This is a genomic window from Gilvibacter sp. CC01, from assembly GCF_055755295.1.
In genome coordinates, this window is sequence record NZ_CM146909.1 from 1,954,747 (window position 1) to 1,973,064 (window position 18,318).

At 42.6% G+C, this 18,318-nt stretch carries 19 protein-coding genes and 1 tRNA gene; 6 read left to right on the forward strand and 14 right to left on the reverse strand.

The annotated features are described in order from the left end of the window. The first annotated feature begins 17 nt into the window (after positions 1–17). Positions 18–314: a thioredoxin family protein gene (locus tag AC0J2F_RS09230; protein ID WP_374959856.1), complete on the forward strand. Its 297-nt coding sequence runs from the start codon at positions 18–20 to the stop codon at positions 312–314. On the opposite strand, the gene AC0J2F_RS09235 is transcribed toward AC0J2F_RS09230, so the two are convergent. Both AC0J2F_RS09235 and AC0J2F_RS09240 read right to left on the reverse strand, forming a co-directional pair. Continuing rightward, positions 298–936, reverse strand: coding sequence for a polysaccharide deacetylase family protein (locus AC0J2F_RS09235; RefSeq protein WP_473007400.1), 639 nt, complete (start codon positions 934–936; stop codon positions 298–300). The genes AC0J2F_RS09230 and AC0J2F_RS09235 overlap by 17 nt on opposite strands. Positions 937–940: 4 nt before the next feature. Further along, positions 941–4,249 carry a glycosyltransferase family 117 protein gene (locus AC0J2F_RS09240; RefSeq protein WP_473007401.1) on the reverse strand — a complete coding sequence of 1,103 codons (3,309 nt, stop codon included), beginning with the start codon at positions 4,247–4,249 and terminating at the stop codon, positions 941–943. A gap of 166 nt (positions 4,250–4,415) precedes the next feature. Between AC0J2F_RS09240 and AC0J2F_RS09245 the strand changes: the two genes are divergently transcribed. Further along, positions 4,416–4,488 (forward strand) — tRNA-Gln (locus AC0J2F_RS09245). A 217-nt stretch (positions 4,489–4,705) separates the two neighbouring features. Here AC0J2F_RS09245 and AC0J2F_RS09250 read toward each other — a convergent pair. The 11 genes from AC0J2F_RS09250 to AC0J2F_RS09300 all read right to left on the reverse strand — a co-directional run bounded on the left by AC0J2F_RS09250 (position 4,706) and on the right by AC0J2F_RS09300 (position 14,255). After that, positions 4,706–5,179: a cupin domain-containing protein gene (locus AC0J2F_RS09250; protein ID WP_473007402.1), complete on the reverse strand. Its 474-nt coding sequence runs from the start codon at positions 5,177–5,179 to the stop codon at positions 4,706–4,708. Between the two features lie 433 nt (positions 5,180–5,612). Further along, positions 5,613–5,966, reverse strand: coding sequence for a DUF6686 family protein (locus tag AC0J2F_RS09255; RefSeq protein ID WP_374957305.1), 354 nt, complete (start codon positions 5,964–5,966; stop codon positions 5,613–5,615). A 177-nt stretch (positions 5,967–6,143) separates the two neighbouring features. Then, complete coding sequence (locus AC0J2F_RS09260) at positions 6,144–6,296, reverse strand: hypothetical protein (RefSeq protein ID WP_473007403.1); 153 nt, start codon at positions 6,294–6,296, stop codon at positions 6,144–6,146. Positions 6,297–6,341: 45 nt separating this feature from the next. Beyond that, positions 6,342–7,208: a sigma-70 family RNA polymerase sigma factor gene (locus tag AC0J2F_RS09265; protein WP_087523450.1), complete on the reverse strand. Its 867-nt coding sequence runs from the start codon at positions 7,206–7,208 to the stop codon at positions 6,342–6,344. Positions 7,209–7,357: 149 nt separating this feature from the next. Further along, positions 7,358–8,323: a succinylglutamate desuccinylase/aspartoacylase family protein gene (locus tag AC0J2F_RS09270; protein WP_473007404.1), complete on the reverse strand. Its 966-nt coding sequence runs from the start codon at positions 8,321–8,323 to the stop codon at positions 7,358–7,360. Then, positions 8,324–9,739 carry a hypothetical protein gene (locus AC0J2F_RS09275; RefSeq protein WP_473007405.1) on the reverse strand — a complete coding sequence of 472 codons (1,416 nt, stop codon included), beginning with the start codon at positions 9,737–9,739 and terminating at the stop codon, positions 8,324–8,326. A 16-nt stretch (positions 9,740–9,755) separates the two neighbouring features. Further along, on the reverse strand, positions 9,756–10,559 hold the full coding sequence (locus AC0J2F_RS09280) for an RMD1 family protein (protein ID WP_473007406.1): 804 nt from the start codon (positions 10,557–10,559) through the stop codon (positions 9,756–9,758). A 4-nt stretch (positions 10,560–10,563) separates the two neighbouring features. Continuing rightward, positions 10,564–10,890 carry a hypothetical protein gene (locus AC0J2F_RS09285; RefSeq protein WP_473007407.1) on the reverse strand — a complete coding sequence of 109 codons (327 nt, stop codon included), beginning with the start codon at positions 10,888–10,890 and terminating at the stop codon, positions 10,564–10,566. Positions 10,891–10,892: 2 nt separating this feature from the next. Then, the gene (locus AC0J2F_RS09290; protein ID WP_473009382.1) at positions 10,893–11,867 is read right to left on the reverse strand and encodes a deoxyhypusine synthase family protein; all 975 of its coding nucleotides are present in this window, start codon (positions 11,865–11,867) and stop codon (positions 10,893–10,895) included. Next, positions 11,857–12,798, reverse strand: a complete 942-nt coding sequence (speB, locus tag AC0J2F_RS09295; RefSeq protein ID WP_473007408.1) for an agmatinase — start codon at positions 12,796–12,798, stop codon at positions 11,857–11,859. Before speB ends, AC0J2F_RS09290 begins: the two co-directional genes overlap by 11 nt. Positions 12,799–12,803: 5 nt before the next feature. After that, a complete protein-coding gene (locus AC0J2F_RS09300; RefSeq protein ID WP_473007409.1) occupies positions 12,804–14,255 on the reverse strand; it encodes a type III PLP-dependent enzyme domain-containing protein in 1,452 nt (483 codons plus the stop codon). A 422-nt stretch (positions 14,256–14,677) separates the two neighbouring features. Here AC0J2F_RS09300 and AC0J2F_RS09305 point away from each other — a divergent pair, with 422 nt between their 5' ends. Together AC0J2F_RS09305 and AC0J2F_RS09310 are read left to right on the forward strand one after the other, a co-directional pair. Continuing rightward, entirely contained in the window at positions 14,678–15,214 is a 537-nt protein-coding gene (locus tag AC0J2F_RS09305; protein WP_473007410.1) for a mechanosensitive ion channel domain-containing protein, read from the forward strand. A gap of 134 nt (positions 15,215–15,348) precedes the next feature. Further along, a complete protein-coding gene (locus AC0J2F_RS09310; RefSeq protein ID WP_087523442.1) occupies positions 15,349–15,570 on the forward strand; it encodes a hypothetical protein in 222 nt (73 codons plus the stop codon). A gap of 55 nt (positions 15,571–15,625) precedes the next feature. Here the strand turns inward: AC0J2F_RS09310 and AC0J2F_RS09315 are convergent, their stop codons facing one another. Beyond that, positions 15,626–16,447 carry a universal stress protein gene (locus AC0J2F_RS09315; RefSeq protein WP_473007411.1) on the reverse strand — a complete coding sequence of 274 codons (822 nt, stop codon included), beginning with the start codon at positions 16,445–16,447 and terminating at the stop codon, positions 15,626–15,628. A gap of 148 nt (positions 16,448–16,595) precedes the next feature. Here AC0J2F_RS09315 and rimP point away from each other — a divergent pair, with 148 nt between their 5' ends. Both rimP and nusA read left to right on the forward strand, forming a co-directional pair. Beyond that, on the forward strand, positions 16,596–17,063 hold the full coding sequence (rimP, locus tag AC0J2F_RS09320; RefSeq protein WP_420378728.1) for a ribosome assembly cofactor RimP: 468 nt from the start codon (positions 16,596–16,598) through the stop codon (positions 17,061–17,063). Positions 17,064–17,073: 10 nt separating this feature from the next. Then, positions 17,074–18,306: a transcription termination factor NusA gene (gene nusA / locus AC0J2F_RS09325; protein WP_087523439.1), complete on the forward strand. Its 1,233-nt coding sequence runs from the start codon at positions 17,074–17,076 to the stop codon at positions 18,304–18,306. The last annotated feature ends 12 nt before the right edge of the window (positions 18,307–18,318 follow it).

Sequence of the window (18,318 nt, forward strand, 5' to 3'; positions counted from 1 at the left end):
TCTCATACGGGAATCATATGTCAAAATTTGGAGAATTAATAGAAGCCGACATTCCTGTACTCCTCGATTTTTATACCGAATGGAACGAGCCTTCAACAGCTATGCATCCCGTTTTGCGCGATGTAGCCGCTGCTTTGGGTGACAAGGCCAGAGTGATTAAGATCGATGTGGACAAGAACAAAGAGTTGTCCGATGCCTTACGCGTTAAAGGCCTTCCAACCTTGATGATCTACAAGAACGGCGAAATGAAATGGCGTCAGAGCGGCGAGCAAGATGCAAACACCTTGATCGGTCTGGTTAAGGAATACATTTAAACGCAAATCCCTTCTCACTAAAATACTTTAGTACTTCGGGTAAGGCTAGTTGCAGTCTTGGCCAAGCTTTATTGCTGTCGTGAAATACTACGATACTTCCAGCTTGGGCGTTATCGATCACATTTTTAGTACAGGCTTCTGGGGTTAGGGCTGTATCAAAATCTGCAGAGAGCACATCCCACATAACAACCTGAAAGCCTTTTTTCTGTAAAGCTTTGGCCTGTTTGGAACGCAACTGCCCATAAGGAGGTCTGAATAGTTTATGAATTTCTTGTCCCGCCTCCATTTCCATAAGGTTTTGGCAGCTGTCTACTTCTCTTAAGTAAGCTGCCAAAGGTGTTTTCCAGCCTTTGACATGATGCATGGTATGGTTAGATACGCGGTGTCCACCAGCTATCAATTGTTGGTAGATATCAGGATGTTTACGCACATTGTCACCTATACAGAAAAAGGTGGCTTTTGCATTAAAGTTTGCTAAGGTGTCCATGACCCATCGCGTCACTTCCGGGATGGGGCCATCGTCAAAAGTGAGGTATAGAACCTTTTCTGCTGTATTGATACTCCACAAGCGCTTCGGGTAAACCGCTTGAAGCACTTTAGGCATTTTTACAGCATATTTCATCAATTTACTGGCTTTCTGCCGCGCTATCTAGAGCAGAGGTGTCTGCTGGTATCAGTAAAGGATCCTCATCTTGGTAAAGATCTAGATCGTCTGTGTCTTCATCAAAGAGACCTTGCCTGATATAAAGGGCTTTGAACATCTCCAGATAGGAGTTAAAGGTGGCGAATTCTTGTTCTATGAAATCGTCAGCCTCACCGGGTACGTTAAGCTGATATACCAAAGATCTGTAACGCTCTACATCTGTGAGTATGTCAGAGACCAAGCGGTCTTGCTCTCTAGGACTGAATTGGTCAAAGAAAATCAGTTTTTCTTGGTATTTCTGAGCAACTTCCTTGAAGATCTCTCTTGCCTTTTCGTTTTCTCCAATGGCATAATAAGCTCGTATGTATGGATCTAGCATAGTATAGAACCCAAATTTTTCAACTGGCATCTTTTCCATGGCCAGGTCTAAAATGGTCTTGGCTTTGTCGTTTTTGCCTGCTACAATTAAGCTGTCTGCCAAACGTGATAAGTTTGAGCGATAGGTCAAGGCGTTTCTGCGTGTTTCCGGATCGTGATAAATGTCTTCACTACCACTGTTACCCCAATCCCAGTTAGTTACGATATCGTACATCTTATCGGTATCGATACGGCCCATTTCGTATGGATTATCCGGATCGCGTGGAGTTTTTATAGGTACGAGTTTGTAGGTCACTCCGTCGAGTTGTAAATAATCCTTCATCCAGAGGTAATCATCGTCTCCGAAGCTACCACCAGTAAAGTAAATAGGACGTTCCCAATCGTTATTGGCAATGATGTCGAGCATCAATAATCGATTTTTATAAAGGACATCTCCATTGAGTTTAATGTCGATATATGGCACAATCAGATCCGCATCCTTAGGGTCCACAATGCCGTACTTCAGCACGTTTTCTTTGTTTACAGGAATTCGCACGGTCTTAGAAGGGAAAGTGCTAATTTTTTGATTGTTATCTGGCAAGGTGATCATGGTTCGTGGGTCGTCAGATACTATCCAATTGAGCCATTCTTTGATGTTCACCGGTTCATCAGTAACTTCTTGGGCAAACACAAAATCACGTGTCCCATAGCGGTATTGGCTGTGAGTCATTTGAGACGGAATAGGTGCGCTGGTGTAGGCCGCCTTTTTCATGTCGTCTATATACCAATCTGTTTGGAAAAGACTTGTGTTAACTGTTCTAATATCTTGTCTATAGCCTTCTATTCCCTGGGCATACCAAAGAGCAAAGGTGTCGTTATCGCCAATGGTAAATAGAATGGAATTCTCATCGCAGGAGTCCAGATACATCTTAGCCATGGAATTGGCTGTAAAACGGTTCGAACGATCGTGATCGTCCCAGTTTTGGGAGATCAGTAGGGCAGGAGCCGCAAGCATTCCAATAACTACAACCAATGGAGCAACTACTTTAGGAGTGCTGTATTCTTTAATCAAGTCAAAGAGGGCATAAACTCCAAAGCCTATCCACATAGCAAACATATAGAAGGAACCTACCAAGGCGTAGTCGCGCTCGCGAGGTTCAAAAGGTCTTTCATTAAGATAAACCTTAAGAGCAATTCCTGTAAAGAGGAAGAACACTAAGAGTACCCAGAAGTACTTCGGATTCTTATTGGCTATAAAGAACACCCCAAGCAAGCCGAGTAATAAAGGCAGGAAAAAATAGGTGTTTCTTCCTTTGTTGTTCAAGGCATCGCTAGGTAAATTGTCTTGAGGGCCTAAACGCATCTCGTCTATGAACTTTATTCCACTGATCCAATTGCCGTGCAAAACGGTTCCTTGGCCTTGAATATCGTCTTGGCGGCCTGCAAAATTCCACATGAAATAACGGCCGTACATATAGCCAAACTGGTACGAGAACATGAATTGAATATTGTCCCAGAAGCTCGGTTTTTCTATGTCTAGTACGCCGGCAAATTCCTTTAAGAATCTGTGATATCCTTCTGCATCAACATAGCCTAGACTATAGGCTTCTTTAAACTTGGCTACTTCTTGTCTAATGACCTCTTCGCTGAGGTACTCTCTTTTGATACTGAAATCCAATCCGTCTGTATAGGCCAAGTAATTAGCACTGTGCTCTATACTCCACATGCGCGGGAAGATCGCTTTCTGACGATCGTCTGTGTTTTGTTTAGCGAGTTTGTAGTTGTTTACAATCTCGTAGCGGCCGAGTTCCTCGTTCTTCTCGTATTTCGGCTTATCGTCTACATAAGGAGTAACAGGGTCTAAACCCACATAGTCTTCTGAGAATTGCGGTCCGTAAAACAAATGCGTCTCCGGATACTGCTCTCGGTTGTAATAGGCCAATAATTCGCGGGCGTTATTCGGGTTGTTCTCGTTGATAACAGTCCCGGCATTGGCGCGAACTGGTAGCATAAGCCAACTAGAGAATCCGACAAAAATAAAAAGTACACAAAGGGCCAAAGTGTTGAGTTTAGCATATCCCTTTTTACGAGTGAATTTAAGCACGTAATAAAAGATGCTGATGTATAGCAAGGCAGCAATAATGGTCCCTGAATTGAATGGCAGCCCAATCTGATTCACAAAGAAGATCTCAAAACCACTAAAGAGTTTCATGCTCAGTGGTAAGAGTAACTTAAATATGAACAACAGAATTGCTACTACCACCACATTGGCTATGACAAAATTCTTAACGGTGACCTTCTTGGTGTTTTTAAAGTAGTAGAGGAATCCGATTGCTGGTATGGTCAAGAGTCCCATGAAGTGTACCCCAAACGAAAGCCCGACTATTAGAGAGATCAAGATAACCCACCGGTCTCCTCCGGGTTTGTTCATTTCTCGTTCCCAACGCAATCCGCAGTAAAATAATACCGCCAAGATCATATTGGCCATGGCATAGACTTCTGCTTCAACCGCATTGAACCAAAAGCTATCTGTAAATGCAAATGCTAGCGAACCCACACCAGCGCTTCCTAAAACAGCAATTGCTGTTGCGTTTTCCTTGAGCTTTTCTTTGCCTATTACGTTCTCTAATAACATGGTCAGCGACCAGAACATAAAGCCAATTGTAAAGGCACTGGCAAAGGCAGACATGAGGTTAATCGTATATGCAATGCTTGCAGGATCCATGGCGAACCAAGAAAAGAAGGCGCCTAGCATTTGATACAATGGTGCCCCTGGTGGGTGACCTATCTCTAAGTTAGAGGCCGTAGTGATGTACTCTCCGGCATCCCAGAAACTGGCAGTAGGTTCTAAGGTCAAGATGTAAACGATAAGCGAAACGCCAAAAACGCCCCAGCCCAACAATAGATTCCATTTTTTAAAAGCTGCCTCTTGCATAAACCAAAGTTTTTTAACTCCCAGCGAAGGTAATAATATTTATACTCTTGCTGGCACTTACCCTAACGTTTACACGAACTTTAGCGTATCTTTAAGAGGGTAAATTTTCCAGTTTTTGTTTGTAGAAGAAAAAACTTGTCTTAAATTTGCGCACTCATTATGGAATTGGCCCATGGTGTAACTGGCAACACGTCTGATTTTGGTTCAGAAGAGTCTAGGTTCGAGCCCTAGTGGGCCAACATATTTAAAGAAAGGTCTTAAACAAAAGTTTAAGGCCTTTTTTATTGGATCAGCATGGGCTCTCAAGCCCTCCCGCCGGCTGGCCCCTTCGCTAAAAATGTCCACTGGACATTTTTTAAACGCTCGGTCCCCCAGTGGGCCAACTTGATCAACCCGAGCATTCGCTCGGGTTTTTTGTTTTTGGGATTACTTAGAATACAGCTCGGCGATCTTGGATCAATCCTGAAGCTTTTCGGCCACGGCATCATAGTATTCTTGTGAGAGCACTTCGATCCACTCGGTGGGTTGATCTCCACCGTAAAGGGCTAAATAGGTAACATCTGATGTTTTGGTAGAAGAATGCCAATGTTCTGTATTCTTTTCGCAAACTATTACGTCACCTGCCTTGAGAATTATCGGTTCTTTTCCTCTTTCCTGATAGTAGCCAGCACCATCGACGTAGATCAGTACTTGCGGAGAGTTGTGTTTGTGCCAATCCAAAGTAGAATTTGCTTTAAAAGTGGCTTTGGTGATGTTGTAGTTGAGGTCCCCGTCCGCAGAAACCAATCGGTTTAACCAGGCTTCTCCTAAATAATGGGTGTTGGGTGCTTTGGTGCCTTCTGTTAAATAGGAAGAAACAGTGTATTTATTATTTTGGCCAAATAACTTAAGGCAGGTCAGTAGAAGAATACAGGTCAGAAGTCTATTCATGCTAGTCTTGGTATGTGGTTCATTGCAAATATTTTTGAACTAAAAAGATACGTTTATTTCAACTATTTATTAGTGGCTTATTTAGTTAATTTTAAATCAGTCTAAACACAAATAGCAGTAAATCAGCTATTTAAATTCAATCTAAGGTAAGGGAATCGTAAATTTGAGTAAATCAACACTGAAAAAAGATGGCTATATCCTTAGGAAACAGTTGTATCAATTGCGCTAATTTGGTGCTGAATGACAATTGCAAAGTACACGGAGTACAGGTAAGACAGAATTATACTTGCGAGCGTTTTGAAATTAAAGCGTCTCTTAATAATGATGCAAGTTGTGATTCTTGTGCCAAGTTTGGTAATTCCAGCTGTGCGCATCCAGCTCAAGCGAAATCAGGCGTATTGTGCTCTTCTTGGGCACCAGAACACGTGACCGCTTAGTTTAGTAAAAGCGTATAATCTATATCCAGAACCGTAAGTGAAGCTTGCGGTTCTTTTTTATTTAAGCGCACCAGTTCTTGTAAAGCATCAAACTCTTGTTTGGTAAAGACCAAAGACAGGTTCTTCTGCATGGTGTAGATAGGAATGACCCTCTTTTTGGCACTCTTGGCGAATTTACAATCCCAATATTCTACATCTATATTGGTCAAATAAGTGTCAAAGTTTAAAAGCTCCTCATCGGTAAATTCTAGGTACAGGTTGTTAAAGCTAAGCTGGAATTTCTTGCAATTTTCACAGTAGGCTAATTCGCCATGTACATTCTTTGATAGGACCTGAACAGCGTGACACATAAGCAGTGAATTTATTTTATCGCAAGACTATTTTTGCGATTCTAATGCGATACAAAAGTAAGTCACAAAATTCGTTATTTAAAATAAATCTAAATAAAAATAGTTAAAATTTCCAGCCTCTTTCAAAAAAAAACCCAGCTGAGATTAGCCCGGTTTTCTTATAATTTCTGCGGATGATCAAATCATAGCAGACTTGGTAAGCCTGGTCAAGGTTTTGACTATAGGTTTGGCAGGTCTTCTTCGACCTACACGAGCTCCTTGCCCAGTTGCTTGTGCGCCTTTAATGGATTTGAAATCGGATAGGGGAGTTGCATTGTTTTCTTTAATCATGCGTTGTTTTTGAATTTATAATTGAATTATATGTTTGCTTAGTTCTTAACCGAGATAGCTTTGTAAAACAGCTTTCGTGCTCGGTTTGCGACGTAAATTGCGGATAGCGCGATCTTTTATTTGTCTTACACGCTCTCGGGTTATTCCAAAGATCTCACCGATCTCACCCATGCTTGTGGCGCGGTTATTACCGATTCCGAAATACATTTTAAGGATGTCGCTCTGGCGCCCAGGCAATTCGTCTAAGACCATCTCTAAGTCGGTCTGCAAGGCTTCTTGCATTAATGACTCGTCTGGTTTTAAGGTGTCTTTAGATTTGGTAAGTGCGTAGCGATCTGTAGTCTCGCCGTCTTTAATTGGGGCGTCCATAGATAGGTGTCGCCCTGAATTTTTCATACTGAGTTTGACATCGGCAACATTCATGTCTATCTCATTGGCAATTTCTTGCGCTGTTGGCGGACGTTCATGAGCTTGCTCAAGGTGAGAATATGCGCGATAGATCTTTTTTAGAGCCCCGATCTTGTTAGATGGCAAACGGATCATTCGGCCTTGATTAGAAATGGCACTGATAATAGATTGTCGGATCCACCAAACTGCGTATGAAATAAACTTGAACCCACGCGTTTCGTCAAAGCGCTTGGCGGCTTTGACAAGACCAAGGTTTCCTTCGTTGATAAGGTCCGAGAGATTCATTCCTTGTCCTTGGTACTGTTTTGCAACAGATACTACAAAGCGCAAATTGGATCTTACCAGCTTATCGAGTGCCTGTTGGTCTCCTGCTTTAATGCGGTGTGCCAACTCGACTTCTTCTTCTGCCGTGATCAAAGGGATCTTACTTACTTCATTCAAGTAGGCGGTTACTGCTTTGGAGTCTCTTAAGGTGACTTGCTTGGTAATTTTGAGTTGTCTCATTCAATCTGATTTTACTAAAAACATAAAAAAATCGACCAAAAAAGCAAGAAAATGTCCAATTTTGGGTCAGTTTTAACGAAAAAACGCTCAAAATTCAATGTGTTTTGAATTTGAGCGTTTCTGCCGATCAATTAGATCTTTTAAAAGGTCTATACTATCCCTAAATGGATGAGGCGACTTCCGGTTTGCCCCACTGGGTTTACACTTTGACCAATGACCACACCTTTTTCAGGGGCGTAATATTCTTTGACCACTTCGCCAAAAACATTGCGTACAGTAGCTATATGATCGCCTTTTTTGAGTTTTTGGGTCAGCTTGGTATGCACCTGAATGATCCCGCCTTTATTACTGTAGATCCAATACGAGCGTTTGCAGATGATAGGCTTCTCCTCTTCTTGCTCGATTTTAGTCTCGTACATTCCCAAATAGGCCATAGTGTTGAACACCCCAGAAAGTCCTGAACGGATCATTCCTTTTTGAAATCGATCTGGGTCGCCTACCTCTACCGTAATGGCATCAATCCCGTAGTCTGCCGCAGCGCCTCGCAGGGTTCCATCTTTAGGTGGTGCATTGAGAATGATCTGCGGATTCTGTATGCAGGCCAACTGATATGCGATCTTTGAAGACAGGTCGGCGCGAACATAAAAAGAGTTGATGCGGCCAAAGCTCGCCGTGTGCAGATCTAGCATATAATCGAAATGCTTTACGATCCTATTAACGATCCGGTGGGCATAAACTTGAGAACGGTTCCCGTCTTTCTTTCCGGGCATGATACGGTTTAGATCTGCACCGTCCAGAAAGCGGCGCTCGTTGAGTAGTATTGAAGGGATGTTCATAACAGGAATCCCAACTAAAGTCCCAGAGAGTTTATCCAGTTCTAGCTCAGCAAAAACCTTCTGAATAACCGACATTCCATTAAGCTCATTGCCATGAACAACTGCCGTTAGTCCAAGGGTTGGACCCTCTTCTTTTCCTTTGGCGATCATTACGGGAATGAATATAGGTTGGCCTATTCCGTTAGACACGATTTGCAGCCAGCGATAGCTTAGACTACTGTGTTCAAAGCTTTCTAGGTCGAGTTGTTTAATAACCGGAATATTGTAAAAAGTGTTCATCTAGATAATTTCTTTGATCAACGCCGAATCGTCGTTGAGTGATTTAAAGAGTTTTCTTTTCAGCGTTCCTTTACTGCTGATGAGTTGGATCGCCATTTTATCTATAGCTATAGAGGTCAATACAGTTTGAATATAACCTTCGATCAGATCGTCTAGCCCTATCCCCAAATTGTTGAATACCTTGCGTTCCATAAGCAGTAACCTTTTTGTATCTGAGCCCCAACTACCGTCATCGTTTAAAATCGAGAGGTTTGTTCCCAAAATATCCCAAGAAGATTTTCCGTCAGTCAAACTATCCTTTAGCGGTGCTTTAGCCCGTCTGGAGTAAATGGAAAGTGGTCTATAACCTTCAGGAGTGGCATGTATCATCATGCGAAAATCCAGCACATAAGATTCTCCTTTGGCATTGGGCATAGTACCCACGTGGTAGAACATGCCTTCTGCGGTGGTTGAGCTCCAGTTGTAATTACCCACAAGACTTTGAACGATGAATTTGTCGTAGTCAAAATCTAAGGCCATGAAATCCTCAAGTTCTTTTTCATTGACTATGGTGTATACCCCCTGACCGGCATTGCTATATGGGTTCTTAACTACTGCCTTTCCCCCAAAGTTTGCCACCCAAATCGGGATCTCATTCTTATTCACATCCCAAATGGTATGAGGAGTAAGGATCTTTAGATTCTTTTCTGCCAGTTCAGCATTGAAAAAGGAGTAGGCCTTTGAGGCTATCATTTTGTTTCGACCTCCTGCCAAGCAAACAATAGTAGGGTTCACAATCACCGTTTTGCTGTGAATTGGTAGTCTGTTCCAAGGTTTTTGGGTCAAATAGCGAAACACCAGTCGCAGCGTTTTCCATTGGCCGTCAACATTGATCTTTATGTAATCTCCGCAAGTGTCAATATGGTCGTTGGCTTGCTTGTCATAAAAGGGAACCAGATAAACTTCTTGCTTTAGCATATCGGCAAGGGCGTGGGCATAGCCAGAGGCCTCCATAGGGTTCTTGTCGTAGATCACCGCCAAGGTCTCTGTCTTTTTCTTTTTTAGCAATGGCTTAATGGTCGCCTCGACGAACTTGCGGTAACCGCCTTGTTCGTTGAACTCGTCAAGTAGTGGCATGGATTTCTGCCCGGAAGGGCAAGAGTTGTTCTCAATGACCACCATTTGTCTTTTCCCAGTCGCCGTGGTAACGTGTAAGAGGTCTGCACCGGACAGGTGATAGTATTTAGGCTTGTATTGTAATAACTCCAAAAGCTCGTCTGGCTTTACGGTAGGGTTTAAATGACAATACCGTTTTACGATCTGCTTCGGATTTAGATTTAGAAAATAACTTACCATTGGGTGAATGGTAGCATTTAGAGACTTTTCATACCAGTGATTTTCCGGCTCAAAAGTCCCCGGTGCAACAGTTGAAATCATGGGTTGCGAATAGGGATTAAAATATTTTTAGAATAAAGAGGTCTACAATCTCCACAGCGATCAAGATGATAATGATCCATTCTAGGATACTGCTCTCTTTGTGAAAGCTCAGTTCCTTAAAGAGATCTAAATTCTCCTTGACAATATTGAGTTGTTCTTGTATGCTTCTGTAACGGTCTTTAAGGTCGAATTTCAGCACCAATTTTTTGTGCAGTTCTTCCAAGGCCATATCGTCCCAGACCAGATCCGGCACATCGATGATATACAGGTTCTCTGCAACCTTGTTTTTTAGGTTGAGCACCTTGCCAATGTATTTTTTAAGCGGGGTGCCTTTTAGACTCAGTTTTCCTTTCAGCTCCAATTCAGTGGTGTGCATACGGGTGTCTTCCAACAGTTTTTCACACCAAAAGGAAAAACTATCCATAGCCACAGATTGCGCTAAGTGGAGCAACACCAAATGAATGGTCTCCGCATTTTTACTGTCCAGGCAAACCTGCTCGTGGTTCACAGTGGTTTTCTTGTCATTCAGGCTTAAAACCAACTGATCTTTTCGCCACTCCTTAGCAGGCATAAGCCCTTTGCTGTTAGACTTTAAATAGGCTTCCAAAACTTCACGGCGCCTTGAATTCAAATTCCAATGCACCACTACGCCATAGCGGAAAACGGCTGCAAAGCCCTCGTCGAAGCCTAGCATTAGGCCGTCGGCATCGCTATGCAATACCTTGTCGGCCCATTGCTGTTGGATCTCCTTTAAGTGAAATCCCAGTGCCATATGGCAAGCAAAGGCCGTATGTTTTTCAATCACGGCCTTTGCTGCCACAGTATTATGAGTATTCAAAGTCATCGCTATAATCGGAATAGTCTGCACTATCCTCTATATCGTCGCTCTGATAGCTATAGTCTTGGTCCTCGTCATCTTCTGCAAGGGCTTTGTCTATAGCTTCGTTCAATTTTCTGCTCACCTTTACCAAGTAAACGGCATTTGAGGTTTTCACCTCCAAGCAATACACCCATTGGCCTTGAGCATTCTTGAATTGAATAAGTTGCTCGGTGTCGTAGCCGTCAGGGTATTGCTCAAGCAATTGCTGCATCACCTCTGGCTTCATTTTTTGGTAATCGACTATGATCCTTTGTACTGAGTTGGTATTCATGATTACTGATTTAATAGGTAAGCAAATACTAAGGGTGCCACAATAGTAGCATCGCTTTCAATGATAAATTTCGGAGTCTCTATGCCCAGTTTTCCCCAAGTGATCTTTTCATTGGGTACAGCTCCAGAATAAGATCCGTAGCTGGTCGTGGAATCACTGATCTGACAGAAATAGCTCCAAAATGGGGTGTCGGTGCGCTCCATATCCTGATAAAGCATAGGTACCACACAGATCGGAAAATCGCCAGCAATACCGCCACCGATCTGGAAGAATCCCACTCCTTTTTCACCTTGCTGGGTATACCAATCGGCCAAGAAGGTCATGTATTCGATCCCAGACTTCATGGTCGATGCCTTGAGCTCTCCTTTCATAACATAACTGGCAAAGATGTTTCCTAAAGTAGAATCTTCCCAACCTGGAACCACCATAGGCAAATTCGCCTTGGCTGCAGCTAGCATCCATGAATTCTCAGGATCTATTTCGTAGTATTGTTCCATCACTCCAGAAAGCAATAGGCGATATAGGAATTCATGCGGGAACAAACGCTCCCCATTATCTTCTGCCTGTTTCCATAGCTCAAAGATGTGTTTTTGAATACGTCTAAAGGCTTCTTCTTCCGGAATACAGGTATCGGTAACGCGGTTAAGTCCACGCTCTAACAATTCCCATTCTTGCTCCGGAGTTAGATCGCGATAATTCGGAACACGCTTGTAGTGGCTATGGGCCACAAGATTCATCACGTCTTCCTCTAGGTTGGCCCCAGTACAAGAAATGAAGTGGATCTTATCCGCACGGATCATAGGGGCCAAGCTCTTGCCCAGCTCCGCAGTACTCATGGCTCCCGCTAAGGAAACGAACATCTTATGACCATTTTCCAATTGCTGCTCGTATGCCTTGGCAGCATCTACTAGCGCCGCAGCATTGAAGTGCAAGAAATGGTCTTCTATAAAGTTTCGGATAGAACCCTTAGTACTCATCGTAGTCATCGTCAAATGCGTTTTGTAGGTTCTTATCTTCTTTGTAATAGCCGCCTTCTTCCTGGTCGTCTGCAGGACTATCGGCATACTTATAGCTCAACATTTTGTAGTACAGCTTGGCTGCGAGGAATTCAGAGGCTTGTTGCCCTGGCATAGGACACAGCTCCACCAAGTCAAAGCCAACCACATTCTTATCTCTAAATACCTTCTGTAAGAATTCCAAAGTCTCGTACCAGAATAGTCCACCAGGCTCGGGAGTTCCTGTAGCTGGCATAATAGAAGGGTCTAAAGCGTCCAAGTCCACGGTGATATAGACATTGTCTGTCATGCAGGCCATAACCTCTTCCATCCAATCATCATTATTGGCCATGTCATGAGCAAAGAACACATTGTCTTCATTCATTTCTGCTTTTTCAGAAATATCCATACTGCGGATTCCAACTTGAACCAAATTCGCAGTTTGGTTTATCTCGTGCATGGCGCAAGCGTGATTGTATGGGCTGCCTTCGTAAACAGCGCGCAGATCCGCATGAGCATCCAATTGCAATACGGTTAGGTCTTCGAACATTTCATTGCAAGCGCGCATAGCACCGATAGAAATGCTGTGTTCACCACCCATAAGGGTAATAAACTTGCGTTTGTGCAAGTGCTTTTTGGTAGCGTTATACACCTGTTGCACCATATCTTCTGGGCGCTCAAAACCGTCTAAGGGTTCGTTTAAGAAGATCCCTTGGCGATAGACTTCCGTATCGGTCTCGATATCGTAAAGTTCCATGTTCTCGGCAGCGTGTAAAAAGGCTTCTGGCCCTTTATCTGCTCCTTTGATCCAACTGCTGGTTCCGTCATAAGGAACTGGCAATAGTACTACATTGGCCGAATCGTATCCGGCGAATTCTGCCGGGATTCCGGCAAAGGTTGTTTTGGTTTTCATTGTTATTAAGAATAAAGTTGGGCCCAAGTAGTTTCTGTAGCGTTCTGATCTTTCGCTGCGGAGTTTTGGTATCCCAAAATCTTTAAAAAGTCTTCTGATTTTTGTTGTTCTGCAAAAACGCTTACCTGCAATTCTTGATTTTCGTCGCGTTGTATCAATAAATGTTTTGGCTGCGGAATCAGGCAGTGCTGCAATCCGCCGTAACCACCAATGGTCTCTTGATAGGCGCCTGTATTGAAAAATCCGATATAGAGCGGTTTGGTCTTGCTGAACTTGGGTAAATAAATGGCATTGAGGTGCTGCTCTGAGTTGTAGTAGTCGTCGCTGTCACAAGTGAGTCCTCCCAGAAGTACACGCTCATAACTATCGTTCCAGCGGTTTACGGCCATCATAATGAACCGTTTATTGATGGCCCAAGTGTCTGGAAGTGTGGTGATGAACGAGGAGTTGATCATGTTCCATTTTTCGCGGTCGTTCTGCTGCTTTTGATACAGCACCTCGTAAATAGCGCCTCCGCTTTCGCCAACGGTAAAACTGCCAAACTCGGTAAAGATGTTCGGAACAGCAACCCCGGCTTCGTCGCAGGCGGTCTTTATCTGATTTACGATCTCGTCTATCATATAGGCGTAGTCGTACTCAAATGCCAATGAGTTCTTGATCGGGAATCCGCCGCCTATGTTCAAGCTGTCCAAACTTGGGCAAACTTTCTTTAGGGCGGTATATACCTTAAGACATTTTAGAAGTTCGTTCCAATAGTAGGCGGTATCGCGAATTCCGGTATTGATAAAAAAGTGTAGCATTTTAAGCTCCACCTTAGGGTCGTTCTTTATGGTCTGCTCGTAAAATGGCACAATGTTCTTGTATCCAATTCCCAGACGAGAAGTGTAGAACTCGAACTTAGGCTCCTCTTCTGAAGCGATTCGAATGCCAATTTTATAATTGGAGTCAATGGCCTGACTCAGCAAGTTGATCTCTTCGTAGTTGTCTATAATAGGGATACAGTTTTGGTGTCCGCTATTAATGAGCTCTGCGATGTTTTGAATGTAACGGTCGCGTTTAAATCCATTAGACAGTACAAAGGTGTCGTTGTGTATTTTACCACTGGCTTTCAAATGGTTCACTATGTCCATATCAAAGGCCGATGAGGTCTCTATGTGAATATCGTTCTTTAGAGCCTCGTCCAACACATGCTTAAAGTGCGAGCTCTTGGTGCAATAGCAGTAGTGGTATTTGCCTGGGTAATTGTGTTTCTCAAATGCCCGGGCAAACCAATCTTTTGCCAGATTGATGTTCTCTGATATCTTGGGCAGGTAGGTGAACTTTAGTGGTGCACCGTGCTCTGCGATAAGCTTCATCAGGTCAATTCCGTGAAATTGAAGCTGGTTATTTTTTAGTTGAAATTCCTTTTGAGGGAATACATAGGTTTGATCGATTAGATCGAAGTACTTGGTTTTCATTGTGATGTTAAATGCAATTAATAATTATAAACAGCGGGGTTTATAATGCACTCACACACGTATGTAATAAAGACTGAAGGCCGCAACAGGAATACGTTGCGGTTGGAAAATCGGTTCAACGGAAGTTAGCCCTAAAACTCGTTGCTTTATCCGTAAAGCGGCTTTTGAATTTGACTTCCTAATTTTCAAAAGCCCGAGTTCGAAAACACGGTTCATGATGTTTGACTAATGATCTCGCTATGATTACGAAATCTGGGTACAAATAAAATCAAAAATTGAATTGAAAAAACATTTTTCAAAAAAATTTAGAAAAATTTAAATTCAATTAAAATATTGATAATGAATATATTAAATATAAATATCGAAATTATTTTCTTTTTTGATCTACCTATGATGTAATTTTAAGCACTAAAATCAACCTCATGTTGACACACAAACTAATTTGGACAGCTATCGTATTGACACTCTTATTTATAGCTGTTTTTCTAGGGAGACATTTCTTGCGACGATTCTCTGTAATGAAGAGCCTCGATGGCAACCGAAGAAAGGTGGTCCTAAACCTACATTATATATTGGTATACAGTTTGGCAGCTGTATTCCTGGCCGTAGTTTGGGGTGTGCAATTGGAAGACTTCACGGTATTTATAAGTTCTATCTTGGCCGTGTTAGGTGTTGGTTTTTTTGCCCAATGGTCTATTTTATCCAATTTGACTGCAAGTGTTATTCTCTTTTTTAATCATCCTGTTCGAATCGGAGATCGCATAAAAGTGATCGATAAAGACTACAATTGGACAGGTGTAGTGACCGATATTACCGGTTTTTATCTCTACATGACAACAGACACAGGAGAATACTTAACCTTGCCCAACACCTTGGTGCTGCAAAAGGGTATCGAATTACTACCGAAACACACGGTAGAAATCACTGAAGATCAGGAAGATGATGCTTTAATTGACTAAGCCATAAGCACTGCATATAGTTGCTATAAATTTTGGTTATGTTTAGTTTTTGTTTTGAATAGTTAAACAAAAGCTAAAATTCTAGTTTTCAAGACTAACAAACATTAGCTTTATCCTATTAATATTTAATAGCTATGAGCCTATTTGATAAAGCCCAAGAATTTCTCAGCAGAAAGATGAGTCATATGTCTACTAGCGACAGGGTTAAAGCTTCGCGCGAAGCAAAGGCCTTGGTTCTAGGACTAAACGAAATCTACAAACAAAATAAAGATGCGACTATCATGGATCTCATGAAGACCATCACCGTGAAAAAGAGAAAAATTGAGAAACGTTTATATCACGTACCCACAGTTTAAACTTACTGTGATTTAGACACTTTGTAAAAAAAGGCGGTTCGTTAGGACCGTCTTTTTATATTTTAAAAGTAATCACAGGGCGTTGGGCATGGTTGACCAGATCTTCACTAATGCTGCCATTGAAGAAATGAGATAAACCTTTACGTCCGTGAGTAGACATACCTACCAATTGCGCATTTTTTTCTTTGGCAAAATTCAAGATGCCCTTTTCTACAGAATGATCGTTATAAATATTGAGGGTGTAATCTTCCAGTCCCATACCCTTAATAAAATTGCGCATCATGCTCAAGGCCTCGTCCGAGGTTTTGAAATCGCTTACTGTATTAACAAAGAGTAAATGCATTTGGGCGTTTATACGTTGGGCAAATCGATAGGCCTTGTCAAGTGGAACTCGGCATTCCTCAGAAAAATCCGTAGCAAATACAAAGTCTTTGATGTCAAAGTCATCGTGATCGTTCTTTATGACAAGTACAGGGCGCTCTGAGGTCCGCACCACCTTTTCGGTGTTACTTCCAATGAACATTTCCTTAAAACCACTTGCGCCGTGAGATCCCATAACAATGAGGTCTATATCGTTTTTTTTGATAGCATCTTGTATACCTTCGTATATCTCACTGTAGGCAACCTCCTGATAAACATTAATCCCATCAAGGTAGGGCTTGCGTTCCATTTCTTTGAAGTTCTTCTCGGCGAGTTTTATAAAAAAGAGCGATTCCGGCAAGTGTTCGTTGCTTCCGGAATTGGCCAAATGTATGGGCAACTCCAGCAAATGAAGTAGATAGATCTCTCCGTCGTGTTTGCGAGCCAGATCGGCCGCAACTTTTAAGGCGTATTCCGCCTGCTCCGAAAAATCAGTGGGAACTAAGATACGTTGCATGTTGGTCGATTTAATGTTAGTATCAAATTACGAAATAAACCCGTGCCTCTATGGCTTTTAAGTATCAAAAATTATTGCTATATTTGCAGCGCATTTATAGGGAATTGAGAACTATGAGGGGACACAAAGTCCCCTCTTTTTATAGACCATGTTCAGAGAAAAAGTTACGGAACTCGTACAGGCGGCCTTAGAAGAGCGGCCCGATCTCTTTTTGATTGACTTGCAAATAGGTGAGGCGAATCAGATCAAGATCGTCATCGATGGTGACAAAGGCGTAAGTGTAGAAGACTGTATAGCCATGAGCCGAGCAGTGGAGCACAATCTCGACAGAGAGGAAGAAGATTTCTCTTTAGAAGTCACTTCTGCAGGAGCAACAGTGCCTTTGGCCATGCCGAGACAGTACATTAAGAACATTGGTAGAAAGTTGTCAGTAAAGACTGCGGAGGGCACCACCATAGAGGGGGCCTTAACAGCAGCAGACGATTCAGGTTGTACCCTGAGTTGGAAGACCCGCGAGCCTAAGCCTGTAGGTAAAGGCAAGGTGACAGTGCAAAAAGAGGCAACATTGGCTTATGCTGATATTGCCGAAGCAAAAGTGATGATCAATTTTAATTAAGAATAAGCAGATGGAAAATCTCGCATTAATCGAATCATTTTCAGAGTTTAAGGACGATAAGCTGATCGACCGTGTAACGCTGATGGCGATTTTGGAAGATGTATTCAGAAGTGCTTTAAAGAAAAAGTACGGAGATGACGATAACTTTGACATTATCATAAACCCAGACAAAGGGGATTTAGAGATCTGGCGCAACCGTATTGTTGTGGCCGATGGTGAAGTTGAAGACGAGAACCAAGAAATCTCATTGACCGAGGCCCGTAAGATCGAGCCTGACTTTGAGGTTGGCGAAGATGTATCCGAAGAAGTGAAACTTATTGATTTAGGACGCCGTAGCATTTTGGCTTTGCGTCAAAACTTGATCTCTAAGATTCACGAACACGATAACACAAATATTTACAAGCAGTTCAAAGAGCTGGAAGGTGAAATTTATACGGCAGAGGTGCACCACATACGTCATCGTGCTGTAATTTTGTTGGACGACGAAGGCAATGAGATTATTTTGCCAAAAGACCGTCAGATTCCATCAGACTTCTTCCGCAAGGGAGAGAACGTACGCGGTATCATTGAAAGCGTGGAATTAAAAGGAAACAAGCCTGCGATCATCATGTCGCGCGCAAATCCTCTTTTCTTGGAGAAGTTGTTCGAACAAGAAATCCCAGAAGTTTTCGATGGTCTGATCACTGTTAAGAAAGTGGTCCGTATTCCAGGAGAGAAGGCAAAAGTAGCTGTAGACTCTTACGATGACAGAATCGATCCTGTAGGTGCCTGTGTGGGTATGAAAGGATCTCGTATTCACGGTATCGTTCGCGAGTTGGGCAACGAGAACATAGACGTGATCAACTACACGAACAACATTCAGTTGTTTATCTCACGTGCTTTGAGTCCTGCGAAGATCACTTCCATGAAATTGGACGAAGAGAACAAACGCGCCGAGGTTATTTTGAGACCTGAAGAGGTTTCTAAGGCCATTGGGCGTGGCGGACACAACATTCGACTTGCTGGCCAACTTACTGGCTACGAGATCGATGTTTTCCGTGAAGGAGCGGAAGAAGACGTAGAATTGACAGAATTCTCAGATGAGATCGAAGATTGGATCATTGCAGAATTCAGCAAGATCGGTCTAGATACCGCTAAGAGTATTTTAGAAAAAGAAGTCGGCGATCTGGTTAAAATGACCGATCTGGAAGAAGAAACCATCGTCGAAGTAATGAATATTTTAAAAGAGGAATTCGAGGAGTAAATTGTAACTTGC